We start from the raw sequence: 25,077 nt of genomic DNA, 5'->3' as shown, positions 1-25,077 counted from the left end.
AGGTCCGTTAGTTTGTATGCACAAAATGTGTCTTATCGATTGGGGAAAGCTGAGTAGTCAATCATGAAAGATGACGAAAGAACAACAAGTCCCTCGCCTTCTGCTGTGTCACAGGGGAATATTGGCACGGTGGAAGAAGAGCGAAGGTTGGGTGACCATCGCCAGGCAGGCAATAAGGTTCGCCCCCATAGCTCACTCAAGGGAGCCTCGGTTAATCTGTTTTATATACCTGCCCTCGTGGTGCTGGTTGTGTTCATTATTTACCCCCTCATCTCTGGTATCGGTCTCTCTTTCACCAATTGGGATGGGTACAATGAGGCTAAATCATTCGTGGGTCTGGCTAACTACAAGCAGATGCTCACAGATGCGAATTTTAAGCAGATTGTGGTCAATACGTTCATTTATGGCATTGGTAGCACAGTCATTCAGCAGATTTTAGGCCTAGCTTTGGCCTTGCTGCTGAATGCCAAGATTAAAGGGCGCACTCTCATGAGGGCAATTATCTACCTGCCCGCTTTAGTTGCTCCTGTGATTATGGGTATCATGTACTACTTTGTATTCCAATATCAGCAAGGAGCGCTCAATGCACTGCTTGCAGCGGTTGGTATGAGCAAAGTTGCGTGGTTTAACAATGCTGGATTTTCAGTAGCCATCATCGTTATCGTTAACTCCATACAGTTTGTAGGTGTCTCGATGATTATCTACTTGGCTGGCTTGCAAACTATGGACCAGGAAGTAGTAGAGGCGGCTGAGGTGGATGGGGCTTCAGGTTGGAAGAAATTCTGGAACATCACCCTTCCTATGCTAGCCCCATCGTTCACTACCAGTGTGGTACTCAATCTTATCGGTGGCCTAAAGCTATACGACATGGTGAAAGTGCTTACAGGTGGTGGACCTGGTTACTCTACGAATTCCATCTCTACCTACATCGGTACGGTCTATTTTGACAATCAGGCAGCTGGCTATGCCTCAGCTATAGGTGTTTTCCTTTTCTTCCTGATTGCAATTGTTACCTGGCTGGTCAACAAAGGCTTGGCGAAGTTGGATTGGGAGGCCTGATATGTCGAGTTCATCGATGAGCGTCAACAAGACCGAACGCGATTACAAGCGTGGTCGCTGGGCTATGTATCTCTTCTTGGTCATTGTCTGCCTAGTGCAGCTGTTGCCCTTCTATTTTGCTATTACAACTTCGTTTAAGCCTGCGGACGATATGTCGTCTGTTGTAACCTTGCGGACCCATGACCTGGCTTGGTCTAATTGGTTGCAGGCAGTCAACGAGGGTGGTATTCCTCGCTCAATTATCAACAGTGTCATTATTACCGTCGGTACTACCTTCTTGGTTTGTACCCTTGGTGCAGCGGCAGCTTATCCACTAGCCCGCCGCCAGACTAGGTGCAACAAGTGGGTATCATCCTTCATGTTGTCGATGATGATGATTCCGCCGTTAAGTATTTTGGTTCCTCTGTATTCGTTCTTAGTAAACATTAATGGGGTTAATAATTACTGGGGTATTATTTTGGTTTTAACCGCCACAAACTTACCGTTAGCTGTCTTCTTATACACAGCCTTCATCCGTTCAATTCCACCTGCTATTGATGAAGCCGGTTCATTGGATGGTGCCAATAAACTGACAGTATTTGTTCGCCTTATATTGCCTATGCTGAAACCGGTGACGGCAACGGTGGTTATCATGACAGGGTCGACAGTCTGGAACGATTACGCTTTGTCTAGTTACATCCTGACCGATCCGCAGGCCCAAACTATAGCTCCCCGAGTGGCCTCATTCTTCTCGGCGAATACTAACAATTTAGGAATAGCTGCAGCCGCTTCACTCATGGCAGCAGCGCCAATTGTTATTGCTTATATGTTCCTCCAGCGTTACTTCATAGCGGGCATGATCGCAGGATCGGTTAAGTAGGAGTCATTAAAACAGAATGCATGGCTTAGCGTAGCTGTGCCAAAGGAAGGATTTCACATGTTGTTCCCATCCGCATCAACTACTGCGAAACAACAGACCCGTCTGATGTTGTCAGAGGCTAAAGCTGGCGACGATTTACCTCAGGTATGCTCGCTGTGGGCTAGTACAGATGGAATGTCTCCTGTGAGTGGCCCAGCTCAGAAGATAGGGCGTACTCCGCTGCTGACAGAGCATTCGCAAGATGTATATATACATCCCGGAATTGAGGGGCAGCGAATACTGCCGCACCCTAACGGCATTTCTACAGGTCAGGATTGGTCACCCCGCTTTATACTTGATCGCGATCCTGAGTGTAGCGAGCAGAAGCTATGCATGTCTGCCAAGGATGAGGACTGTGGTTTAGAGGTAACCACGTGTATCGAAACGTTAGCCGGTGGTTCCTTGCGTATCCGGCATACAGTACGAAACATTGCTCCAGGTTCATACTTGCTGCAAGGTCTCAAGGTGCGCATACCGTTAGCTGACAATCAGACAGAAATTCTGGATTTTGCCGGCCGTCATGAAAAGGAGCGCCAGCCTCAGCGTCACGATGTACACGATGGTGCTTGGGTTAGGGAATTCCGTTGGGGGCGTACTGGTTTTGAGGGGCCTGTCATTATGGTGGGAACTCCCGGTTTTAACTTCCACCAGGGCCAAGTAGTGTGTGTGCAGCCAGCTTGGAGTGGCAATACTGTGCTGTCAGTTGATCGTAACAGTGCAACTGCTGCGGGAATTAGTGCTGGCGAGCTGCTCTTGCCCGGTGAAGTGGTACTGGAAGAAGGGCAGGAGTACAAGAGTCCTTGGGTCCTTGTGACAGCTTCTAATGCTGGTATGGACCCCATCATGCACAGTCTTCACAGCTGGGAGCGAACACTTCCCGCGCATCCGAAGAGTCAGCCCGTTACCTTGAACGTTTGGGAAGCAGTCATGTTTGACCATGACCTAGATAAGTTGCAAGATATAGCCGATAGGGCTGCGCGTATTGGTGTTGAGCGTTATGTGTTGGACGACGGTTGGTTCCACCTACGTCGAGACGATACAGCTGGCTTGGGTGACTGGTGGGTAGATAAGGAGGTATGGCCTCAAGGTCTGACCCCATTAGTGGATTATGTGCATGACAAGGGCATGCAGTTTGGCTTATGGTTTGAGCCAGAGATGATTAACCCTGACTCTGATACTTACCGACAGCACCCTGATTGGGCCATGCGTGCTCGCCAAGAAAACCCGCTACTTCAGCGCAACCAGCTGGTTTTAGATTTGACGAATCCTGAGGCTTTCGAATACGTCTATCAGAAGGTGAGTGCTGTCCTAGAAGAACATCAGATTGATTATGTGAAATGGGATCACAATCGTGACCTCCTGGAAGCTGGTTCAGATTTACATGGTCGGTCGCCGGCTGTCCATCAGCAAACCTTGGCGTATTACCGGCTTTTGGATCGTTTACGTGAGCGCTTCCCCCATGTGGCATGGGAGTCATGTGCCTCTGGCGGTGGACGCATCGATATGTCCGTTATTGAGCATGTGAGCCGTTTTTGGAATTCAGATATGACAGATGCTTTGAGTCGGCAGCTCATTCAACCCTGGACCATGCAAACGGTAGCTCCTGAGTATATTGGTGCCCATATCTCCCAGCCGTGCTCCCAACAGACTCATCGTTCGTACAGCTTAGATTTTAGGGCTGCCACTGCCGTCTTTTATTCGTTCGGTATCGAGTGGGATATTCGTGATGCTTCTGACGCTGATTTGGAACGTTTAGGGGCTTGGGTTGCCTGGTACAAGGAGCATCGTGATTTTCTGCATTCAGGTGATGTTGTTCGCTTAGATACAGCAGATGAGGCAGTGCTTGCTCAAGGTGTACTTGCGCAAGACGGTAGCAGGGCTATCATCGCCCATATTCAGTACGAAGAGTCAAGCAGTAATCGCGGAATCTTCCTTCGTATACCAGGTCTAGATCCCACTGCTCAGTACAAGCTGACATGGACCAGTCCTATCCAACCAGAGGCGACCCTAGAAACATTCGATGTTCTAGGCCCTCTTGGTCAGGAGCATGTGTCGGGTGAATATCTTGCTCAGGTGGGCTTCCGTATGCCTCGCTGCAGGCCAGAAACAGCAAGAATTGTTGACATAGAACGCGTGTAGTGTCCTCTTGGCATGGCTCAACGTGAGAGATGTTAGCCGCTTGCTCTGGTGACTTTTTCTGCGGTGGTGTGGTGATGCAGGAACGACTGCCAAGTGTTGACTTGAGTATGTATCACCGCTTAGTTGTGAAGAGGCAGTTTAGTAGGCCATACCCATAGCTGAACGGACCTGATTCAGGGTCTCCTCAGCTATAGCGTTGGCGCGCTTGTTGCCGTCTTCGAGGATGTCTCTCACGGTATCCATATCTTGAGCTAACTCGGCCCTACGTTCACGGTGAGGTGCTAGGAATTCATTGACTGAGCTGATGACATACTGTTTCAAGGCACCTGCGCCCGAGTCGCCAATCTCATTGGCAATCTCTGCCGGATCGCGTCCCGTGACAAGTCCTGCTGTAGTGAGTAGGGCAGAGACCTGTGGGCGAGCTACCGGGTCAAAGGTGATGCGGCGCTCAGAGTCTGTCGGACTCTTTTTAATTAACTTGGCAGTTTCCTCAGCGGTAGATCCCAGCATAATAGAATTGCCATAGGATTTGCTCATTTTGCGGCCGTCTAAGCCTGGTATTTCGGGTGCTTCAGAAAGAATGGCAGCAGGTTCTGGGAACACGGGATTGTTGCGGGCATAGCGTTCGTTGAATCGACGGGCGATAGTGCGAGTGAGTTCCACGTGTGGCAGGTTATCCTTCCCGATAGGAACGACGTTAGCCTTACAGAAGAGGATGTCACAGGCTTGGTGAACTGGATAGGTGAGCAGTAGGCCTGTGAGTGCATGCCCCGAGGCTTCCATCTCAGATTTGACTGTTGGATTTCTGTGGAGCTCTGCTTCTGTGACTAATGAGAGGAAGGGAAGCATGAGTTGGTTTTCTGCGGGGACAGATGAATGAGTGAAAATCATGGTTCGTTTCGGGTCAATGCCGGCCGCCAAATAATCTAGAACCATGTTGAGTACGTTGTCGGTGATGTGATCAGTGGTATCACGATCGGTGATGACCTGGTAGTCGGCAACTACAATATTGGTGTGTACGCCTCTGTTTTGCAGTTCGACTCGACTTTTGATGGACCCAAAGTAGTGACCTAAGTGCAAGCGTCCTGTGGGTCTGTCTCCAGTAAGCATAGTAAAGGTATCAGGCTGAGCATCCAGTTTTTCCTGTACAGCATCTGAGCGTTTCTTCGCTGCTAGGAAGCTGGCGCTTACCTCATTGCCTGCTGCTGTAACTTGCTGCTCGCTGCCCATGACTGCTGCTTTCCTTGTTCGGCTCCTCGAAAAAAGTGAGGTGAAACTTGTCACTAAATATTGCTTTTATCGTAAAAGTTCGAGCCGACAAGCGAGTAAGTGGTAATCTCGAAAGTAATGCACATATAAGAACACGTTGCTCAAGAGCACAAACTGGCGAAGGGGGTCGGATGGGCCGCGGACGTCAGAAGGCTAAGCAGACAAAAATAGCCCGTAAGCTCAAATATCTGACAACTGATACTGACTACAATCAGCTCCAGAAGGAGTTGGCTAGTCGGGGATCTGTTGGGAATCAGGCTGATTCATTTGAAGTAGCAGAGGAACAGCTTGATGCCAAGGAGAGCTTGGGGTCTGAGCATTCGGACATTGATCCGATTACTGCTGAGAAGCATTCAGCTAAGCCTTCAGTAGACGATGACTTAGACGATTACGCACGTTGGGCCGCTGAGGCGGCTGCAAAGGCTACTTCAGGTGAGATGCCGGTGGTAAAGCCTCGGCGTAAGCCGATACCGATTCCAGTGCCTGCTGCCCTCAAGCACAGGCACTCTGCGAGTGTAACGCCTAAGACACCTGTAAGTAAAAAACAATCGGAAGAGGTTGCCTCTGCAACTGGGGGGCAAACTGCTGAGAGTAAAACTGAGAAGAAAACTTCAACGGTCAAAACCTCTACTACAAAGGCTTCAAGTGCCTCAAAAAGTACTAGCAAGTCAACTGCTAAAAAGCCGGCGGCTGCTAAGAAAAAGACAGTAGCTACTAAGGCTACAAAACCTGCCAAGGCAACCAAGGCGGCTGAAGGTAAATAGCCTAAGAATTAGCCTAGTTATGTAAAAAGGCAGGAACTTGGCGCACAAGCTGATATCAGTGCTGCCGTGTTCCTGTCTTTTATATGAGGTTTTACACCAAAGGTAGGAGCTCAGAAAGGTCATCGCGCTCACCAACGGCGGATATGCGCCCAACTTCTTTTTCTTCTCTCCAACTCGTGATGCCAGTGGCCATACGCAGCCAAACATCTGGTTCTAGTTCAATGACGTCAGGTGGAGTCAAGTTATGAGGATCGGAAGCTGGGCCTTCCAAAATTTTTACGGCAGCCCAAGGTGACACGCGTACCTCTACACCCTGCCCAGGAGCTTTTATTTCCAGCATGTGGAGCGAGTATCTGATTGCCATAGCTATCTGCTGACGAGGTAAGTCTGGATTGATACTAAGCCGTTCTTCATCCTTGCTTGAAGTCATTTCCTGCGCCTTGGCTTTATCCCTCCATGCTAGGAAGTCACGGCGTCCCTCTGCAATGTCACTTTCACGTATAGCGCTCATGTTCTATGTCTTTTCTTAATTGACTTCTGCTAGATAGTAATAAAGCTCCGTGCAAAACCTATTTGGTTCATTGCACGGAGCTTCGTAGTTACCTGTCTGAAGGCCACCAGTACTGTGTCTTAGATTTCCTGGGCAACTGACTCAAAAGAGGAATCATTTCCTGCTGTAACTGCAGAATTCTGTTCTCCACTTTCTTCTTGTCCTGGCAGACCTAGATCAACTGGTGAAGAGGAGTTCTCCCATGGTTCTTCCCAGGGGTCATACTCGGGGTTCTGCTGCTTGTACACAAAGAGGGCCACGACAGCCGCTAGCAGAGTGCCGAAGAGCAGGGCAAAGAACTTCCAGCCGCTTGAAGATTTGTTCTCCATATTGCTTCCTTTCAACGAATCTCGCCGACTTCCCGCATAGTCGGTTCTCCTATTCTCTAAGTGTAGTAGACACATTGTGGTGGTTGCGTGTGTCTTCTAGTGATTTTTAGTGTTTTATCATCATATTGATGACTTCGTGTTGTTAGGTTGAATCATTTTGCTGCCATTGAAGGCAAGCAAGCTATGGATGAAATCAGTCTGGGGAGACCAAGTAGGATGGGAGCATGACTTACCAAGGCTCTCTTTTAGCGCATGATACTCGGTCTTTCCAGAGTGGGGCTGCTAGCCGTTTGAGAAGAGCGCTCAAGTATTACTGGGGCAGAGAACAGTACAATCCAACACCGGAGTATGGGCAGACTACCAATGGATCTCCGTATTACCCCTATGGTGCACCCGAGCAACCGATGTCAAGCAGTCCTCAGCCTAATAGACAGATGAGTAGGATCAGGTCTCGGTTGCGTTTGTATTGGCTCAATGATGGTCCGGTAATAACCACCATTATTACAGTTCTTTGTGTGATGGTTTGGCTTTTAGAGCTCTATGGTTATTACCTGAATCCCAGCTTTTATGAATCCTTGCTGAATAATGGCGCTTTTATCCCCCTTTTGGTCGGACACAAGCCTTGGATGTATATCACGTCTATGTTCTTGCACGCCACAAATGTGACTCATATTCTCTTTAATATGTTGACGTTGTGGACAGTCGGTCCTGTATTGGAACGGATGATGGGGCATTGGCGTTATCTAACGCTGTATCTATTGAGCGGTGTTGGTGGGGGTGCAGGCTTGTTGGTATCGGCGGTGATCCGTCCAGCAGATTGGCTGGTCTCCGCAGTAGGAGCCTCCGGCGCTATTTTTGGTCTTTTTGGCGCTGTTTTGGTGGTATACAAGCGCTCAGGAACTGACATACGGTCTTTATTGGTCTTTGTGGGTATCAACTTAGCTATGCCGCTCTTTGTACCAGGAATTGCCTGGCAAGATCATGTTGGTGGATTTATCGTCGGTGTGTTCTTTACTCTACTGCTGAATTCAAGAGCAAGATTCTTACGGGGGAAAAGTTTAAACACCAGAATGTGGATAAGTGGACTACTTGTTCTGTTTCTGTTGATTGCGGTGAGCCTGCTCTGCTGCGGGTATCGTCCTACAAATGGCATAATGATGCCGTTTTAAAAGGTTATAGCTGCTCACTTGCATCCATGGAATTACACACTTGTAATCTATCCACAAGTGTGAGTAAAGGTGTGGATAAGTGGAGGATAAGAGGTGGATAACGGTGGATAAGTAGGACATTACCTCCCAAAAGAGCTGACAAGGGTCTCAGATATCCACATACTGGCTAGAGGATTATTGAATATGCCATGGGTTAGCCGGTACTTATCTACAAACAACTGATACTCATTCATATATACTCAAACGGGCCTCACAAAAGTGAAGCCCGTTGTTAATTCGTTACTGTATCACAGTGGAAGAAGTATGAAACTCAATAGTCTCTATCGCCACCACATAGTCATCAGGAAGCCAACCAGCAAAATACCGAAGCCAACTAACAAATTCCACTGGCCAATGTGTGGAATGGGGAAACTTGTGTGCCCCATGGTGGCAGCCAGATAATATACAACAATCCATATCAGTCCGAGGATCATCAAGGTGATGAAAAGAGGGACGAACCAGCGTGGATTAGCGCGAGTGCCCTTAATAGTTTCCTCAACTCGTTTGGTGTTTTCTTCCTGTCGTTGCACAAGGCGCCGCATTTGCGGGGTCATGTGTTTGGTATCTACTTTCTGATTAAGTACAGCCTCGATTTTATCCATCGAAATGCCATATTCATCATCAGCATCTGTCTGCGTCTCAGTTGTCTGTGACTCCCCAGCCTCAGAAGCGCTTTCCTTCGCTCCGCTGAGCTTACCGTTTTCAGATACGTCGTCATCGCGGTCTTCGCGCTCTGCCATGAGAATATTCTCCTTTAATAGCTTATAAAGACATAGTAGCGGTTACACTCTAAAGTAACTATATCGCAAGCGGGAGAAGGGAGCTGCATGGCCGGGGAAAAGCCAAATGGGAATGACGGGCAGAAAGCCAAGCCACATGCCAAGCATGGTATGCATCATTCTGCCCTAGGAACGCTGAGCGTGGCACTCATTCTTGCACTCGTTGGGTATATGTTGGCTATTAATGTACGAGTGAACCGCACTGTAACGTCTACCTCCGATACGACCGGCCTTGTAGAGGAGCGAGAGAACAAGGTGGGCGATTTGCGGCATGAGATCAACCAAATGAGCGCTCAAATTGATTCGCTCAAAAACTTTACTAATAGCAAAGATGTATCGCAGATTAGTGAAGAAGCAGGTTCTGGAACAGTGTTGAAGGCTGTACGGGGACCAGGAGTGACTGTGACGCTCAATGATTCGCCCCTCTGGCAGCAAAAAGTGGATGCGACAGGTTCAGCTGTCAATATTAACGACTACGTCATCCACCAACAAGATGTTGAAAGCGTAGTGAACGCTTTGTGGGCGGGCGGCGCTGAGTCCATGCAGATTCAAGACCAGCGTGTACTTCCAACAACTGCTGTACGTTGTGTTGGCAACGTGCTTCTGTTGCATGGGAAAAAGTATTCTCCACCCTTTACTATTGCAGCTATTGGGCCAGTCGATGCTATGGTTTCCTCTTTGGATGAGTCACCATCAGTGCGTATATACAAGGAGTATGTAGCCACACTGGGGTTAGGCTGGAAGTTGGAACGTTCCGATAAACTTGAGTTTCCGAAGGCGACGTCCATGCTACAGCCACTTCAATATGCAACCGTCGATGAGAAAGCACAACAATGAACGAGGAAACGTCAGAAACGAGTAAACACCGCTCATCTGTCACTCACCATAAGAAACAGCAGGGGTCTGTATCACGAGTGGCTGGTATTGTAGGCGAAATTTTGGCCACATTAGCAATCTTATGTGGACTCTATGTTGTTTGGCAGCTGTGGTGGACTGGTATCCAGTCGCAGCACACACAGTACGAGACACTGAAAGCTACGTCTTGGTCTGCACCTGCCTCTCCAACAGGGGGTAAAGAGAAGGTAGCACCCGAGCAAACCGGCCCTATGCCTGTTCAGCCGCAAAACGTAAAACGCGGCGATCTTGTCGCTCAGCTGTACATTCCCCGTTTTGGTGCTACATGGGAACGAAATGTCGTTGAAGGAACTTCTGCTGACTTACTGGCATATGGCGGTATCGGCCATTATTCACAAAGTCAGATGCCCGGGCAAACTGGCAATTTTGCGCTCGCAGGGCATAGAGCTGGGTATGGCGAACCGCTTTCAAATGTAGACAAATTACGTGAGGGTGATCCGATAGTGGTTCGTACTCAAGACTATTGGTATGTGTACCACTATACGAATAAAAAAATTGTGGATCCATCCGAAGTCAGTGTGATTGCACCGAACCCTGAACATCCCGAAGAGGAAGCAACAAAGGCAGCAATTACATTGACTACTTGTGAGCCTAAATATGCGACAGCTGCTCATAGGTGGATTAGCTGGGGGGATTTTGATTATTGGGCCAAAGTCTCTGATGGTATTCCTCGAGAACTAGCTGCTAACAATAATGGTGGTGTGACTTTTGAAAGTAAACGAAGCCCATCGCCGCTGGTAAAGTTTGGATCCCTACTGCCGGTTATGACTCTACTCTTACTGGCATATGTGGTTATTTACTTATCTGCTTTGCTTGCTTGGCGTTATCCTAAGCTGAAAGCTATTTCTGATGGACGTGAACCTCGGCCTTATCTCAGTATGTATGGCTGGTTGAGTCGCCATCAATCTGGTATTAAACCAGTGAGATGTGTTTTAATGGTCCTATTAGCGCTCGTGGTAGCTTGTGCCATGTTCGAGTGGGGCTTCCCCTGGATGGCTGCTCACGTTTCCTTTATGCGCAGTATTTCTAATTTCCCAACGGTATAAGGTATAACGTGATCGGGAAGGGACTTGCAGTAACGAGATAGCATTACTAAGTGAGGCGGCAGGCTGAAAATCTAGCCTGCTGTCTCACTGCTGAGTAACAATCGTGGGATACATTCAAGGTATATTTTTGCACGCTGCTTAGGCTAAGCTACCCTGATCCACGAATGATTGGACATCTGGTTGTAAGCGTGCATATTTTTCGACTGTACCCTCGAAATCTACGAAGTAGAGCTTATACCAGGTAAGGAAAGTGAAAATGTTCCATACCTGCCGGCGGCTGTCGGTATCTCCCCGATAGTTGGCATCCAGTAAGTTTACGATCTGCTCTTGGTTGAAGATATCACTAACCCATTCTTCCTGGAAGAGTTCCCGTACCTGCTTGTAGTAGCGCTCCTGCCGTAGCCAAGACTTAATAGGTACGGGGAAGCCCATTTTGGGCCGTTTTGCCCACTCATCAGGCAGATGACGACGGGCTGCTCTACGGAATATGTCTTTACTGTTGTGACGGTTGAAGAGCATAGAGGAAGGAATTGTACTAGCCATCTCTGCCACTTGACGGTCTAAATAGGGGACCCTCAATTCAAGAGAGTGTGCCATTGAAATCTTATCTGCCTTCTGCAAGATATCGTTGAGCATGAAATGGTGAAGATCAATATACTGCATCTGCTTCACATCTTCCGCGTCTTTGACTTTGGCAAAGTCTTCTTGATACAAGCTGTTGACCGTAGTATCGTTGCGGTACTTGGGCTGAAGCAGGTCATTGGCCTGGCGTGAGCTGAAGATGGTTGGCTGTGCCATGTCGTACGCGTAGGCCTGCCCGCAGTAATATTCTGCTGGATTGGCTGTATGCGTGTAGAGCTGAGTTCGTCCGGGGAAGTTGGGTAGTTTTGCTAGAACATGCCCAATGCTATGACGCAATCCTTTAGGCAACTTCCCCATGCTGTCAGCCAAGCTGCGAATAAAGCTATTTCTGGAGTGATCTCCGTAATTGACATAACCAGCGAAAAGCTCATCAGCACCTTCACCTGAAAGCACCACCGTCACCTTTTTACGGGCTAACTTGCACAAGTACCACAGGGGAACCACTGATGGGTTGGCGTCCGGCTCATCAAGGTGGTATTGCATCTCTGCGAAGTCACGGAAGGCTTCATCCGCATTCACTGTAGTCTTGTTGAAGTTGAGGCCCTCGTGGTCAGCAAGTGCTTGGGCAGGACCTACCTCATCAAAAGGACCTTCCTCGAAATTGACAGAAAATACTTCTTGCGGCCGTAAGAGCGAGGTGACATAGGAGGAGTCCACACCCTCGGAAAGGAAGGCACCTACTGGCACATCTGCTACGGTGTGCGCTTTTACTGATTCCTGAACTGTCTGGTCAATAACATCGATAGTCTCTTCTGGCGTACGATGGTAATCCACCTTGTAAGAGGCATCCCAATACTGATGAACTTGGAAGTCATCGTCTTGCAACTGGAACCAATGTCCTGCTGGGAAGCGGTATACGCCCTTAAAGAAGGTTTCTTTTAAGTCGTTGTACTGGTTCATTAGGAAGGGCTTTACAGCAGCTTCATTGAGCTCTGCTGTAAAGTTGGGTTCTTTGAAAAATGATTTAATCTCGGATCCAACAATGAACGCGGAACCTTTTCGGTAATAGTACAGAGGCTTGATACCGAAGAAATCTCGAGCACCAAGCAGGGCTTTCTTGTTGTCATCCCAGATAAGGAAGGCAAACATGCCTCGAACACGCTGTAAAAGGCCGTCCATGCCCCACTCTTCGTAACCATGGAGGAGTACTTCGGTGTCAGCTTCTGATTTGAAGGTATGACCAGCATCAAGTAGCTGACGGCGTAGGGGTTGGTAATTATAGATTTCACCGTTGAAGGTGATGACTATGGAACCATCCTCGTTAACAATGGGCTGCTTGCCTGACTTGAGATCAATGATAGAAAGTCGACGGAATCCAAGCGCTGCTTGGTCATTAACATAATAACCTGAACCCTCCTGATTCGGGCCCCGATGCTGGATCATCTTCATCATTGCCTGGATGGTGATGTCCTTATCGAGGACTTCGCGGTCACGAAAAGCGATAATGCCGCACATACCACCCTCCTCTCATAGCAAGTTAACTGTTGCAAAGCCATTGACTCATAGATATTAGAACAAGGTGATGAGAAGACGCTCTGGGCTGAGCAGGTCCGTGGGCTTGTACGGCCCACGGGTAGATCTACTAGTTTGCCCCTGAACTTGAACCTGATGATGTACCGGGCGAGGGACTTGAAGATGCTGTAGTAATAACAGTAACAGTTGATCCCTTATCAACATTGCCAGCCTTATCTACTGACATAACCACAGCTGTACTGTCAGATGACCCAGAGATTTTGATAGACAGTCCAGCAGCTTCGAGCTTCTGCCTGTATTCACCCAAAGTTGTCACACCAGATGTGAAGTAAGGCACGGGAATACCGCCATCCTTTGTGGTCAGTGTAATGGTATCGTTGTCTTTGTCGATTGGAGTGCCAGCCTTAGGATCTTGGCTGACGACCACTGACCTGTCGTCAGAAGGACCGTTAACCACAATCTTCTTCGCTCCGTTGAGCATGCTTCTAGCATCAGCTAGAGTTTTATTGCTCACATCTTTAAGCATCATTCCATCTGAGACAGTCAGGGTTATCATCGAACCTTGGGCGACAGAGCTACCGACTGCCGGTTCAGTGGAAATGACCGCATCTTTAGGAACGGTATCAGAATGGCTCTTTTGGATAGTGACGGTGAAACGCTGCAACATATTGCGGGCGTCATCCTGCCTTTTACCTGTTACGTCTGGAACCTTCGTCATGCCAGAGGAAATGTATACGAGGATGCTAGAACCTTTGGGGGCCGATTGACCTCCAGCAGGGTCTGTGCGGGTCACACGGTTCTTAGCTACGTCGGCGCTGTCCTCAATTGAGGCAGAGGGGCTCACTTTGAAGCCCGCTTTTTCTAAGGAAGCACGTGCTTCTGCCTGGCTTAGGTTCTTCACGTCCGGGATTCTAGTGGACTGAGGACCAGAGGAGAACCAGACAGTGACTGTAGAACCTTTCTTAGCTTTCACTCCGCCCTTAGGGCTCTGCTTAGTAAACGTGCCTTCAGGTTCTGCTGAGTCGGGATCTGATTTTTCTGCGTACTCGAAACCAGCGCTAGTGATTTTCTCCTTGGCCAGAAGCCTAGACATCTGCGTATTAATTTCAGGCACGGTAGCTGTATCGTATTTGTCTTTACCCAGATAAGCCCAGGCTCCAAGCCCCACTAGGATAAGAGCTAGGGCAGCTGCAATGGAGGAAATGATAATCTTCTTCTTGCGTTTCTTGGCATCTTGGGCGGCTTTTCGAGAACGGGCTTCATTGGCAGTCTGCGCTGCCGCTGCCGCTAGCTGGGGGTTCATATCACTAATAGGTGCAAAAGCCTGAGTTGCTGCAGTTGCATCGTCGATAGGTGAGAGGGTAGAGGTGGCTGCCTCCCGCTCTGCTGCTTTACGGGCTTTCATATTGGCGAGATCCGTTAGAGGATTAAAAGCGGCAGCGACCGGTGTGCCACCATTCATGAATGACATAATGTCATTCTTGAATTCAGAAGCTGTAGCATAACGATTCTGGCGGTCTTTCGCCATTGCCTTTGCGCAAATCGAATCCCACATCTTGGGAAGGCCCGGCACAATAGCGGATGGTGGAACAGCGACTTCTGAAACGTGCTGATAGGCAATAGCGACAGCTGAATCCCCATTAAAGGGTGGGTGCCCGGTCAACATTTCATAAAGTACACAACCAGCCGAGTAAAGGTCGGAACGCATGTCTACGTTTTCGCCGCGAGCCTGTTCTGGGGAAAGATACTGAGCAGTACCTACAACCCCTTGGGATTGAGTCATAGTGGCAGCAGAATCATCTAAGGCTCGAGCGATGCCAAAGTCCATGACTTTGACCATGCCTTGCTCAGAGATCATGATGTTTCCAGGTTTAATGTCCCGGTGAATAATGCCCATGTGGTGGGAATATTCTAAAGCATTCAGAACGCCTAACATCACCTGTTCGGCATCCTGCTGGCTTAGAGCACCATTGGCCTTGAGAATGGCGCGCAGAGTCTGTCCTTTGACATACTCCATTACCAGGTAGGGTACCCTCTCCTGATTGCCTGACTCATCGGATAAGACTTCTTCCCCTGAGTCATATATTGAGACAATGTTAGGGTTGTTGAGTTGTGCCACTGAGTGTGCTTCACGGCGGAAGCGGCTCAAAAAGATTTCGTCGTTGGTAAGGTCCGATCGCATGATCTTAACTGCAACGGTACGACCTAGACGAGTGTCGATCGCAGTATGAACCTCGGCCATGCCACCACGACCAATGAGCTGGCCAATCTCATAGCGTCCATTGGCCAAGGAAGCGGGTAGTGCAATGCTCATAGGGAATCCCCTCCGTTTGCTGTCCGAGGATTGTCGGTTACGATTCGTGCTCTTGAATTAAAACTTGTTATTAAGTCCGTTACAGCGTTGCTAGAGATATTCACAGGGTGGTAAACCATGGCTGGCTTGTTGGCAGGCAGAGACGACTTGTGGGGTAAGCTAACCACTAATCGTGGCAAAGGCCTACGTCTATCAAGTGACTGAGTGTCAGTCACTTGCCGGTTCAGGAGTCGTTGCTCAATTTTAGCGAGAGTGCTCGAAACAGCTAAGGCATCCTTGGGCCGGTCAAGTGGTTCTTTGGTAAGCATGCACATTACGAATTGGGCCAGCTGTGTGTCCACAGAGTCTGGAAGAGGCGGAACTGGATCGTTGACATGGGCAGCAGCAATGTCTACAGCTGTGGCACCGGTAAATGGTCTATGCCCGCAGAGTCCTTCGTATGCCACCACCCCTAGCGAATAGATATCGGATTGGGGAGTAGCTGTTAGTCCTTGAGCTTGCTCAGGCGAAATATACTGGGCTGTTCCAACTACCATCCCGTCTTGAGTGATCTGGCCTTGGTTGCTGGAGTATGAAACACCGAAGTCAGTTATTTTGACTTCGCCGGTATGAGAAACCAAAATATTTGCTGGTTTCACATCCCGGTGAATTACTCCATGGCAGTGAGCTACGTATAGTCCTCTTGCTGTTTGAATGAGGATGGGAAGTAATTCTATAGGATCTACTCTGCCCTGCTGCTTATATACGTCCGCTAGAGAACCGGAAGGCACATATTCCATGATAATAAACCCAATACCATCATGTTCGTAGTATCCGAAAAGAGCAGCAATGTTGGGGTGTGCCAGGTTAGCGGAGTTATGAGCTTCGGCGCGCAGACGTTGGATGCGAGATTCCTCATTGGTTATATCTGGGCGCAGAGCTTTAATAGCGACATCTCGCTTGAGCTCAATGTCGTATCCTTTCCAAACTTCACCCATGCCCCCCTGGGCTAGTAGCTGATCCAATCGGTATCGTCCGTGGATGAGCTGTCCTTCGACCAGCTTCATTTCAGCCCCTCCTGTATCACTTGCTTCATGATAGGCCCTGCAGATGCCGCCCCAAAGCTATTGGTGGAATGGACTACTACTGCTACTGCAATCTTAGGCTGTCCAGCAGGCGCAAAGCCGATTGTCCAACCGTCATTCGTATCGTTATTGACACCAATTTGTGCAGTACCAGTCTTGGCCGCTACCTTGACACCTGGAATTTGCAAGTTGGGAGAATCTTTAGTAACTACTCCTTCCATCATGCCAGTTAACGCTTGGGCCGTATTTCCTGAGAATGGTTCAGCATATACAGTAGGTGACGTTTCACTAAGTACACTCAAGTCTGAAGAGCGCACACGGTCTACTAATGTTGGTTGCATCAGTTTCCCCCCGTTTGCTACTGCAGCGGCAACCATAGCATTTTGCAGCGGCGTGGTGACAGTGTCTCCTTGCCCAATCGAAGCTTGCGCGAGTTTATCCGGTGTTGCTTCAGCTGGGAACTTGGAAGCAGTAGCTTTCATAGGCTGACCTGTGGAATTAGTGCCATCAACACTTAAGGTGGATCCGTAGCCGAATTTTTTGGCTTGATCGGCGATGGTTCCTCCGCCCAGACTGACTCCTAACTGAGCGAATGCTGTATTAGAAGAGTATGCCAAAGCGTCTTGCAAGCTTAACTTACCACCGTAACCGTTACCAGCTCCTGTGGCGTTGGTTAAGCCTATGTTAGTGCCAGGTAACGTGTACGTCGCACCGGCTGGAATCTCTGTGTCCGGGTTGTACTTACCGGATTCCAATGCGGCAGCTGCTACGACCACCTTGAAAGTGGACCCTGGTGGGTAGAGCTCAGAAGTAGCCCTATTAAGCATAGGATTGTCAGATCGATTGATGATCTTGTTATAAGATTCCATTGCGGCGTTAGTGTTATGAGTGGCAAGTTCATTCGGGTCATACGAAGGAGTAGAAACCATGGCTAATATTCGGCCAGTTGAAGGCTCAATCGCCACTACAGATCCAGACTTTTGCCCCAGGGCTTGGTAAGCCACCTGCTGGAGTCGCGGATTAATTGACGTTTCAATCGAAGCACCCCTGTTTTGAGCACCTGTAAAGAGGGTTTTAATCTTGTCAAACCACAAGCTGTCAGCTTGACCAGTCAGAAGACGGTTACGAGAGTTTTCAATACCACGATCGCTACCGTTTGTAATGGAATAGAATCCAGTGACTGGTGCGTACGTTGGACCCGCTATGTACTTACGTTGGTACTGGAACGTGTCGTTGATATGGTCCGAGTGGGCCAAAATTGTGCCGTCAGAGGCCAAAATAGAACCGCGAGGAGCACCATACTCGGCATACAGTGCACGTGTATTACGGCTGTCATTGTTGAGGGCATTGGCGCGAATACCCATAATTGTCGTGGATGAAAGACCTAGAATGACAAAAAGAACGATGACGGCGGTAAACAGTTGACGGAGTGCCTTGTTCATACGCTTGCCTCCAGTCTGATTTTGTTGAACATCCTGGCGGATCCCTGAGAGCCTAACTCCTGTTCTTCCTGCTGCTGGTCAATCTCATGTTCGCGCAAAACAGCAAGCGCTTCGTATCTAAAGGTGTCAGAAGATACTTCAGGCGCTGGTCGGTTAGCTGCATTTGAGATAATGATAAGCAAAATGGCAAGAATGCAGTTAGCTATGAGAGAAGAACCACCTGCTGCCATATAGGGCATGGTCAAACCTGTTAACGGTATAACGAGGGTGATGCCTCCTACTACGGTGAAAACTTGGAAGGCCATCGTGAAAACGAGTCCAGAGGCTAGCAGTTTGCCAAAACCGTCCTTAATTTTCATGGCAACGACCATGCCTGTAGCAACAATGACCAAGTAAAGAGCTAGTACAACGAGTAGTCCTGTTAAGCCAATCTCCTCACCAAGAGAAGAATATATGAAGTCAGAGTTAGCCAGTGGTGTGATCCAAGGATGACCTTGTCCCAGGCCAGTCCCTAAGAGTCCGCCAGTAGCTAACCCGAAAATGCCTCGTACCAGCTGCCCTGATCCGCCGAAGTCCTTGTTGTATTCTTCAGGGCTGAAGGGATGGAGCCAGGCATCTACACGCGCTCCAACATGGGCAAAGAGAAGAGTTGCAGCTACTGCGCCAATGATAAAGAAGACTGCACCAATGGCAATCCAAGATTTGCGACCTGTAGCCACGTAGAGCATTGAAACGAACATTGCGAAGAACATCAGCGAAGTGCCTAAATCGTGCTGAAGAATCAAGACGCCTAGGGAGAGGGCCCAAACTACGATAATGGGCCCCAAATCCCGCATGCGCGGCATGCGCATACCTAGGAATTTTTTACCGGCAACCGCTAGTTGATCCCTGTGGTCGAAGAGATAAGCAGCAAAAAAGAAGGCTAGAAAAAGCTTGGCGAATTCGCCCGGCTGCAATGTGTGAGAGCCGATACCTACCCAGATGCGGGCACCACCAATTTCCCGACCGAAGTGAGGAATCATCGGAGAAAGCAGGAGGACGATACCGACGACCATACTCACATACGAGAATTTTCGTAGGACACGGTAATCTTTGAGTGCTACAGCTAGGACGCCACTTAAAACGATCGCTAGGCACAACCAGACTAGCTGATTGATTCCGGCAGAGGTAGGGTTGCCAACTTTTATGTTGCGCATATCAATCCGAGCAATCATGGTGATGCCCAGAGAGCTCAAGACCACCAAGCAGGGAAGGATTACCTGGCTGGCATATGGCTGGTAAATCTCCAGTACGACCCACAGTGCGATAAAGAGAAGTGCCGTGACTGGCAAGAGAATCGCGTAGTTTTTTGGGATGCCACCCTGTGTCCGCTGGAACATCTGGAAAAAACCAATGAAACCAGTAAAGAGTGCTAAGAGCAAGAGGGCCATACGGCGTAATCGTGTGACTATCATATTGTCGGTGTGGCCCCCTTCCTTATCTCTCCTGGCTTGATAGAGGGCTTGCCACTGGGCTGTCTACTAGGCGCACTTGGAGTGCTAGTACTTTGATGCTTGTTCTTACCTGAGCCACTTTCCTGTAAGTTGTGGGATTCGTGTCGGATGAGGTTAGCATGTTCTTGGGCTTGCTCGCGTGACGAAACAGTGATGCCTTGTTGCAGTTGTTCGCGCCAAGACAAGGGCAGTTTGTGTACCGATATGTCAGTATGTTCAACCGGATGTGACAAGTTCAATCCGAAAACGTTTGTGGGTACGCCTTGGTAAATGGTGACTACAGAAGCATCTTCACCTAGGTAATACTGCTGTTGGCTCCAGTAATAAGCGCCATATGTTCCTGCACCCAGCAGTGAAATAATAGTTACAATGGCACCAGCAATCATTAACTGAAGGTGATGCTTACGAGCACGCTCACGCTTGCGGCGTTGGTTGTACTCCTGATTGATGGCCTTAGCAACATCTGGGTCGTAGGGGTCTGCTGTCGCAGAACCATCCTTCTTATGGACAATGGGGATTTCTCCAGTATCCGGTATAGCTCGATCTCCTGCCTCTTCACGGCTTTCAGAAGGTTCGGCAAGTCGCAGAATTTCATTGTTGCCTTCGGGCTCTCCGCCGGATTGGTCAACTTTCTTGTGCTCCAGTTTAGGTGCCTTATGGTCGCCATCAGATGCAGGATCGGTCTGGACGCTTTGAGCCAGTGCTGCTGCTCGCTGGGCGGGCGAAGTTGTTGTTTCTTCCTGCAGATGCGGAGCTGCTGCTACATTCCGGTGCACGATGTCTGCCAGGGCTTCTAAGTTACTTGAAGCCGCTCCTCCTATAAGAGGAGTTTGCTGTGGCAAGTCGATGGCGTCTGTATCGACCGAAAGGGTAGCGTCACCAATTACAACTGTCACATTGTCAGTGGAACCGCCCTTAAGTGCCATGGTCACCAGTTGTTGTGCGCACTCTTCTTGGTCCGTTACCGAGGATAAGGTTTGGGCGATGGTAGAGTCTTCCAATACCCCGCATAAGCCATCTGAGCAGAGCATCCAGCGGTCACCGGGCTGAGCCTTGTGAATGGCAATATCTGGATGAGGATCAATGTCGAAATCACCGAGAACGCGCATAACCACATTACGCTGTGGATGATTCTTGGCTTCTGCTGCTGAAATACGACCAGTGTCAATCAAGTGTTGTACGTATGAATGGTCCTGAGTCATCCGTAATAAACGACCATCGCGTAGAAGGTAACCTCGAGAATCACCGATGTGTGCTAGTACCCAATGGCCTCCAGCTAGAGCAATTGCAGTAACAGTGGTGCCCATGCCGGAAAGCCTGCGCTCGCGTTTTGCCTTTCCTACAATAGCATCATGAGCTGCAATGACAGACGTATCCATCATCTGAGCGAGACGCTTTACATTACCGCTTTGGTTGTCATACTCAATGTGAGCTAAGGAACGAATAGCAATCGTTGAAGCTGTATCTCCACCAGCATGACCGCCCATACCATCGCACATAGCGATCAGGTGTTGGCCTGCAAACGAAGAATCCTGGTTATCGCTACGCACGTAACCTGTATCAGAAACTGTTGTGGAACATATCAACAGTTCTTCGCCTGAGTTGGTTGATCTCGTCATAGCGCTTACCTCAGTTCAAAGGTGGTGGCACCGATACGAACCGGTACGCCAGCAGGCAAGATCGTGGGTGTTTGGATGCGTTGATCAGCTACCACTGTTCCGTTGGTCGATCCTAGATCTTCAATAGCCCACTCGTTTGAAATCGGATCTTGGTAGATACGTGCATGATGGGAAGAGACAAATTCGTCATCTAAGACCAGTGAGTTAGAAGCTGCTCGGCCCAGGGTAATAGGTTGCTGCCCTAGTGGTAACGAGGATCCAGCAAGTGGCCCATCAATAACAACGAGTAAGGATGGATTTGCTGGTGCTGGTTGTCTGTGCCCGCCTCTTGCATGAGCAGGTTCTTCGACAACCACAGACGAAGCTGGTGTCACTGCCTTCTTAGCGGCACGCTGACGCCTGCGCTGGGTGCGTGAAACCTTTGGGCTGAACGTTTCGATATCTTTTTTTAACGATCGAATCGCCAGCCAAAGGAAGACCCAGAGCAGTATCAGGAAGCCATATTTTAAAATGGCGAAAGTTAGTTCGGTCAGCATATGTAATTCGACCTTACTGCAAGGTCTAGGCTTGTCCCTCTTCTTGACCTTGCGAGGAAGCCCAGTAGAGGATCCGTGTGCGCCCAATAGTAATCGTGTTGCCATCGAGCAGGGTGGCGGCCGGTACCTGGTGGCCTTCCACATAAGTTCCGTTAGTAGAGCCCAAATCTCGAGCTATAACGCCTTTGTCGCTGATGTCGATTTGTAAGTGCTTGCGAGAGATTCCAGGATCGTCAATGACAATATCGCAAGCTGATCCTCTGCCAATCACCGTGGTTGGAGCAGTGAGTAGGTATTGGCGACCGTTAATCTCCAAAACGGGGCAATCCGTGCTTGCTTCTGTTGACGTAACAGGAGCGGCATTACCTTGCACTGATTCTGAAGACAGGTGGAAATCGCCCTTACTGAGTTCAAGGTCTTCCTCGAAGATCACCACTACGGGTCCTACAAAGGCGTAGTGTTGGCTCTCTGCATACTTCGTTAAATTGTCTGCAAGCTCATTTGCTAAGGCTTCAGAACCCCATTGCTCAATGCGGTCGAAGTCTGGCGTAGATAGCTGGAACCTGTATTCATTGGGGGCCACCGTGCGGTCACGGCCGACAGGCATGGCCTGCGCATCAATCTCACGCTCAAGTGCGCTCGACAGATCAACCGGCTGTAGATCTTTGGAGCCGAACTTTGAAAATACGCCATTAACGGCGCCTTCAACGCTCTTCTCAAAACGATCGAGAACGCTCATAGTCATCCCTTTCTATTTAACTACTCTATCCTACGCAAGAGGTCTTAAAAAGCCCAAATAGTCATCGGATACTTGCAATTTCTTCAATCCATACAACCTGTTTGATCCTCAAAGAACGTATTTGGGGTGGTCGGGCCATAGAGTATAGAGGTGCTGGAAGAGCATTACCTTAATAATGTAATGCTGAAAGGGTGCGACTGCGCATGGTGGGGCACTACAACGGTGCTTAAGAGTGGAGGAGAGTATGACTAATCAGGTAGCCGATCAGGTGAGAATGGTAAATGATGGTCAGACTGATGCACAGGAGCGAGTTTCTGATTTTCCGCAGGCTAAGGCCCGCACCCTCCGTTTCACATTGGGGGCACCTCGTTCTATTCAGGTAGTCGGTGATGGTAGGAGGGCTTTCTTCTTACGTTCTGATGGTCCTGAAGATTTCGAGACTAGTCTTTGGATGAGTACTTTCGATTCTGATAATACGCACAAGGAGACGCTATTAGCTGACCCTCGATTACTTGCAGGCGAGCAAGCTGAGGATGTTCCACCTGAAGAGCAGGCTAGGCGTGAACGGTTACGTGAGGGCGGGCAGGGGATTGTGTCATACAGTGCTGACGCTGCCGGTCATCGAGTGGTCTTTGCCTTAGGCGGGGAACTTTGGCTTACTGAGATAGGTAAAGACGGCCTGTGCGGGAAAACTCGTAAGTTAAAGCTACTGGAAGACAAGCAAACCCAGATGGGTGGCGGTATTTTGAACCCCAGGCTTTCGCCAGATGGTACCAGAGTGGCTTATACGACAGGTAGGCAGGTAGTCGTTATCACCATTGGTTACGAAGGTGAAGAAGATGGTGTACAAGTGGCTTTGGCACTGCCTCAGGAAGCCAGTGAGGACTTCAAGTTAGGTCTCGCTGAGTTTGTAGCCGGTGAAGAAATGGACCGATATGAGGGGTTCTGGTGGTCGCCCGATTCGGATGCACTCCTGGTAGAAGCATTTGACGCTTCTTTGGAGCCGACTTGGTATGTAAGCGATCCTGCTAATCCTAACCATCCCGCCATTGCTCGTCGCTACCCTCAAGCGTTGACTGCTAATGCACAGGTGAGACTTTTTTATGTGCAACTGAGTTCTGACGGAAGTGCCAAAGACCTGCACCAAGTGGACTGGGACCGGCAGGGTTTTGAATATCTAGCAGTGGTGCGCTGGCAAAGTGGACATTCGCCTCTTCTGCTGGTGCAAAATAGGCGGCAGACAGCTGATCAGGTACTCAGCGTCGAGGTGGATGGACTGCAACGGACGAAGGACACATCCCAGGTAAACACACTCGATTATTCTACTTTGGATAATTTGCCTACTGCCCCAACGCGGGTATTGAGTACCCATTCCAATCCTCAGTGGATTGATATTGTGCCAGGTTTACCTGCATACACACCTTCAGGTCAACTGGCTGAGGCTTACATCGACACCAATGCTGACACAACTAGATTGAGTTTGGATGGTAAACCGCTGTCGGCAGTCGGCTGCCAGCTGCGAGAGGTTCTGGACTTAGGTGAGCGGGATGCTCTTGCTGTGGTTTCTAGTGATCCTCGCTCTTTTGACCTCGTCTGTTATGGTTATGACGGTCGTTTGAAAGTCCTGAACTCCGGACCTGGAGTGTGGACAGGCTCCCGCTCTGGTAGAGGTTTTGTTATCTCAGGAAGAACCATGAGGGAATCGGGAGTACTTGCTTGGCACTCCATAGTGGCATCAGACTCCCATCTCGATGCAATGGTTTGCGGTGGTAAAGGTCATGAAGAACATGGTCTGGAAGCCTGTGCTCGTCTGAGTAGTCAGGCAGCCGAACCCGGATTTGTTCCTAATGTTGATTTTGTGCGTTTAGGCAATGATCAGCTCTTTGCTGCTGTAGTGCGTCCATCGACTTTCAGCCCTTGGTCTGATGAAGAACAGTTACCGGTATTGCTTAAACCATATGGTGGTCCTGGTTTTCAGCAGGTAGTCTTTAGTCAGTCATATTACTGGGAATCACAGTGGTGGGCTGACCAGGGATTTATTGTGTTGACGGTAGATGGACATGGAACTACTGGACGAGGTCCAGCTTGGGATCGGGCAATCTTTGAGGACATGGCACAGGTAACGTTGGACGACCAGCTTGCTGCTTTACAGTCGCTGCCAGATGTGATACCTGAGGCTGACTTGAGTAGGGTAGCAATGATCGGTTGGTCTTATGGAGGTTTCCTGTCTGCTCTATCAGTACTGCGGGCACCAGATGCCATACATGCAGCCTGTGCTGGTGCTCCCCCAACGGACTGGACCTTGTATGACACTCATTACACTGAGCGGTATTTAGGCATGGATCCTGATATTTACCGTCGTAACTCGATTGTGGATGACGCACCTCACCTACGCAGACCACTTATGCTCATTCATGGTTTTGCTGACGATAATGTTTCGGTTGCTCATAGTCTTCGTCTTTCACAAGCTCTGACGGAGGCTGGACGATCTCATACGGTACTGCCTCTAACCGGTATTACGCACATGACCAATGATCCGAGTGTGGCTGAGAATTTGCTCGTGTTACAGCGGGACTTCCTCTATCAATCGTTGGGTATAGAGACCCGCTCATAAGTTTGGAGGCACGAATCGTAGCCCTGTAGAAAATTTATACATGGCATTGTGATTGTTCGATATCTGGGCCGGCTTCGTTTTCGGGTAATTTCGTGAAGATGGGACTGACCAACATGGACAGCAACATCGTACGGGAGCGTATACTCTGATGGTTCCATCGTATTCTCGCGAGACAGGTGTTTCAA

Annotated in this window: 19 protein-coding genes and 1 pseudogene; 8 read left to right on the top strand and 12 right to left on the bottom strand. The window is 49.1% G+C overall.

Annotated elements, in window-relative coordinates; translation table 11 throughout:
- Positions 1-63 precede the first annotated feature (63 nt).
- From BOCO_RS05745 to BOCO_RS05735, 3 genes are read left to right on the top strand one after another with little or no spacing between them, the layout of a single operon-like run.
- Entirely contained in the window at positions 64-1,059 is a 996-nt protein-coding gene (locus BOCO_RS05745; protein WP_094723150.1) for a carbohydrate ABC transporter permease, read from the top strand.
- A gap of 1 nt (position 1,060) precedes the next feature.
- Complete coding sequence (locus BOCO_RS05740) at positions 1,061-1,918, top strand: carbohydrate ABC transporter permease (protein WP_094723149.1); 858 nt, start codon at positions 1,061-1,063, stop codon at positions 1,916-1,918.
- Between the two features lie 57 nt (positions 1,919-1,975).
- Positions 1,976-4,096, top strand: coding sequence for an alpha-galactosidase (locus BOCO_RS05735; protein ID WP_094723148.1), 2,121 nt, complete (start codon positions 1,976-1,978; stop codon positions 4,094-4,096).
- Between the two features lie 138 nt (positions 4,097-4,234).
- On the opposite strand, the gene trpS is transcribed toward BOCO_RS05735, so the two are convergent.
- Entirely contained in the window at positions 4,235-5,326 is a 1,092-nt protein-coding gene (trpS, locus tag BOCO_RS05730; RefSeq protein ID WP_094723147.1) for a tryptophan--tRNA ligase, read from the bottom strand.
- Positions 5,327-5,496: 170 nt separating this feature from the next.
- On the opposite strand from trpS, the pseudogene BOCO_RS07565 reads away from it, so the two are divergent.
- Positions 5,497-5,874, top strand: a pseudogene (locus BOCO_RS07565) (DUF3073 domain-containing protein); the annotation flags it as partial.
- A gap of 346 nt (positions 5,875-6,220) precedes the next feature.
- On the opposite strand, the gene BOCO_RS05720 reads toward BOCO_RS07565, so the two are convergent.
- Positions 6,221-6,559, bottom strand: coding sequence for a sterol carrier family protein (locus BOCO_RS05720; protein ID WP_420835408.1), 339 nt, complete (start codon positions 6,557-6,559; stop codon positions 6,221-6,223).
- Between the two features lie 200 nt (positions 6,560-6,759).
- Complete coding sequence (locus BOCO_RS05715) at positions 6,760-7,008, bottom strand: hypothetical protein (RefSeq protein ID WP_094723144.1); 249 nt, start codon at positions 7,006-7,008, stop codon at positions 6,760-6,762.
- Positions 7,009-7,232: 224 nt separating this feature from the next.
- On the opposite strand from BOCO_RS05715, the gene BOCO_RS05710 reads away from it, so the two are divergent.
- Positions 7,233-8,177: a rhomboid family intramembrane serine protease gene (locus tag BOCO_RS05710; RefSeq protein WP_338023405.1), complete on the top strand. Its 945-nt coding sequence runs from the start codon at positions 7,233-7,235 to the stop codon at positions 8,175-8,177.
- A gap of 320 nt (positions 8,178-8,497) precedes the next feature.
- Here the strand turns inward: BOCO_RS05710 and crgA are convergent, their stop codons facing one another.
- Complete coding sequence (gene crgA / locus BOCO_RS05705; protein ID WP_094723143.1) at positions 8,498-8,956, bottom strand: cell division protein CrgA; 459 nt, start codon at positions 8,954-8,956, stop codon at positions 8,498-8,500.
- 87 nt (positions 8,957-9,043) lie between these two features.
- Between crgA and BOCO_RS05700 the strand changes: the two genes are divergently transcribed.
- The gene (locus BOCO_RS05700; RefSeq protein ID WP_244568767.1) at positions 9,044-9,832 is read left to right on the top strand and encodes a DUF881 domain-containing protein; all 789 of its coding nucleotides are present in this window, start codon (positions 9,044-9,046) and stop codon (positions 9,830-9,832) included.
- Positions 9,829-10,956 (top strand): class E sortase, encoded by a 1,128-nt coding sequence (locus BOCO_RS05695; protein WP_094723142.1) that lies wholly within the window; start codon positions 9,829-9,831, stop codon positions 10,954-10,956. Before BOCO_RS05700 ends, BOCO_RS05695 begins: the two co-directional genes overlap by 4 nt.
- A 138-nt stretch (positions 10,957-11,094) precedes the next feature.
- Here BOCO_RS05695 and asnB read toward each other — a convergent pair whose 3' ends face one another.
- The 8 genes from asnB to BOCO_RS05655 all read right to left on the bottom strand — a co-directional run bounded on the left by asnB (position 11,095) and on the right by BOCO_RS05655 (position 22,278).
- On the bottom strand, positions 11,095-13,053 hold the full coding sequence (gene asnB, locus BOCO_RS05690) for an asparagine synthase (glutamine-hydrolyzing) (RefSeq protein ID WP_094723141.1): 1,959 nt from the start codon (positions 13,051-13,053) through the stop codon (positions 11,095-11,097).
- Between the two features lie 127 nt (positions 13,054-13,180).
- Positions 13,181-15,385 (bottom strand): Stk1 family PASTA domain-containing Ser/Thr kinase, encoded by a 2,205-nt coding sequence (pknB, locus tag BOCO_RS05685; protein WP_094723140.1) that lies wholly within the window; start codon positions 15,383-15,385, stop codon positions 13,181-13,183.
- A complete protein-coding gene (locus BOCO_RS05680; protein ID WP_094723139.1) occupies positions 15,382-16,431 on the bottom strand; it encodes a serine/threonine-protein kinase in 1,050 nt (349 codons plus the stop codon). The genes pknB and BOCO_RS05680 overlap by 4 nt, the downstream gene beginning before the upstream one ends.
- Positions 16,428-17,891: a peptidoglycan D,D-transpeptidase FtsI family protein gene (locus BOCO_RS05675; protein WP_094723138.1), complete on the bottom strand. Its 1,464-nt coding sequence runs from the start codon at positions 17,889-17,891 to the stop codon at positions 16,428-16,430. The genes BOCO_RS05680 and BOCO_RS05675 overlap by 4 nt, the downstream gene beginning before the upstream one ends.
- Entirely contained in the window at positions 17,888-19,345 is a 1,458-nt protein-coding gene (locus tag BOCO_RS05670) for an FtsW/RodA/SpoVE family cell cycle protein (RefSeq protein WP_094723137.1), read from the bottom strand. The genes BOCO_RS05675 and BOCO_RS05670 overlap by 4 nt, the downstream gene beginning before the upstream one ends.
- Positions 19,342-21,003 carry a PP2C family protein-serine/threonine phosphatase gene (locus BOCO_RS05665; RefSeq protein ID WP_094723136.1) on the bottom strand — a complete coding sequence of 554 codons (1,662 nt, stop codon included), beginning with the start codon at positions 21,001-21,003 and terminating at the stop codon, positions 19,342-19,344. The genes BOCO_RS05670 and BOCO_RS05665 overlap by 4 nt, the downstream gene beginning before the upstream one ends.
- Before the next feature lie 5 nt (positions 21,004-21,008).
- Positions 21,009-21,536 carry an FHA domain-containing protein FhaB/FipA gene (locus BOCO_RS05660; protein ID WP_094723165.1) on the bottom strand — a complete coding sequence of 176 codons (528 nt, stop codon included), beginning with the start codon at positions 21,534-21,536 and terminating at the stop codon, positions 21,009-21,011.
- Positions 21,537-21,564: 28 nt separating this feature from the next.
- Complete coding sequence (locus BOCO_RS05655; RefSeq protein WP_094723135.1) at positions 21,565-22,278, bottom strand: FhaA domain-containing protein; 714 nt, start codon at positions 22,276-22,278, stop codon at positions 21,565-21,567.
- Positions 22,279-22,522: 244 nt separating this feature from the next.
- Between BOCO_RS05655 and BOCO_RS05650 the strand changes: the two genes are divergently transcribed.
- Entirely contained in the window at positions 22,523-24,892 is a 2,370-nt protein-coding gene (locus tag BOCO_RS05650; protein WP_420835407.1) for a S9 family peptidase, read from the top strand.
- Positions 24,893-25,077: the final 185 nt, after the last annotated feature.

Origin of the sequence: Bombiscardovia coagulans, assembly GCF_002259585.1 — a bacterium.
Taxonomy (GTDB): domain Bacteria; phylum Actinomycetota; class Actinomycetes; order Actinomycetales; family Bifidobacteriaceae; genus Bombiscardovia; species Bombiscardovia coagulans.
This window is presented reverse-complemented; position numbering and strand designations above follow the sequence as displayed.

Excerpts from the sequence above, each read along its gene's own strand:
- BOCO_RS05745 (WP_094723150.1), top strand. The coding sequence starts at position 64 with ATGAAAGATGACGAAAGAACAACAAGTCCCTCGCCTTCTGCTGTGTCA.
- BOCO_RS05740 (WP_094723149.1), top strand. The coding sequence starts at position 1,061 with ATGTCGAGTTCATCGATGAGCGTCAACAAGACCGAACGCGATTACAAG.
- BOCO_RS05735 (WP_094723148.1), top strand. The coding sequence starts at position 1,976 with ATGTTGTTCCCATCCGCATCAACTACTGCGAAACAACAGACCCGTCTG.
- trpS (WP_094723147.1), bottom strand. The coding sequence starts at position 5,326 with ATGGGCAGCGAGCAGCAAGTTACAGCAGCAGGCAATGAGGTAAGCGCC.
- BOCO_RS05720 (WP_420835408.1), bottom strand. The coding sequence starts at position 6,559 with ATGACTTCAAGCAAGGATGAAGAACGGCTTAGTATCAATCCAGACTTA.
- BOCO_RS05715 (WP_094723144.1), bottom strand. The coding sequence starts at position 7,008 with ATGGAGAACAAATCTTCAAGCGGCTGGAAGTTCTTTGCCCTGCTCTTC.
- BOCO_RS05710 (WP_338023405.1), top strand. The coding sequence starts at position 7,233 with ATGACTTACCAAGGCTCTCTTTTAGCGCATGATACTCGGTCTTTCCAG.
- crgA (WP_094723143.1), bottom strand. The coding sequence starts at position 8,956 with ATGGCAGAGCGCGAAGACCGCGATGACGACGTATCTGAAAACGGTAAG.
- BOCO_RS05700 (WP_244568767.1), top strand. The coding sequence starts at position 9,044 with ATGGCCGGGGAAAAGCCAAATGGGAATGACGGGCAGAAAGCCAAGCCA.
- BOCO_RS05695 (WP_094723142.1), top strand. The coding sequence starts at position 9,829 with ATGAACGAGGAAACGTCAGAAACGAGTAAACACCGCTCATCTGTCACT.
- asnB (WP_094723141.1), bottom strand. The coding sequence starts at position 13,053 with ATGTGCGGCATTATCGCTTTTCGTGACCGCGAAGTCCTCGATAAGGAC.
- pknB (WP_094723140.1), bottom strand. The coding sequence starts at position 15,385 with ATGAGCATTGCACTACCCGCTTCCTTGGCCAATGGACGCTATGAGATT.
- BOCO_RS05680 (WP_094723139.1), bottom strand. The coding sequence starts at position 16,431 with ATGAAGCTGGTCGAAGGACAGCTCATCCACGGACGATACCGATTGGAT.
- BOCO_RS05675 (WP_094723138.1), bottom strand. The coding sequence starts at position 17,891 with ATGAACAAGGCACTCCGTCAACTGTTTACCGCCGTCATCGTTCTTTTT.
- BOCO_RS05670 (WP_094723137.1), bottom strand. The coding sequence starts at position 19,345 with ATGATAGTCACACGATTACGCCGTATGGCCCTCTTGCTCTTAGCACTC.
- BOCO_RS05665 (WP_094723136.1), bottom strand. The coding sequence starts at position 21,003 with ATGACGAGATCAACCAACTCAGGCGAAGAACTGTTGATATGTTCCACA.
- BOCO_RS05655 (WP_094723135.1), bottom strand. The coding sequence starts at position 22,278 with ATGAGCGTTCTCGATCGTTTTGAGAAGAGCGTTGAAGGCGCCGTTAAT.
- BOCO_RS05650 (WP_420835407.1), top strand. The coding sequence starts at position 22,523 with ATGACTAATCAGGTAGCCGATCAGGTGAGAATGGTAAATGATGGTCAG.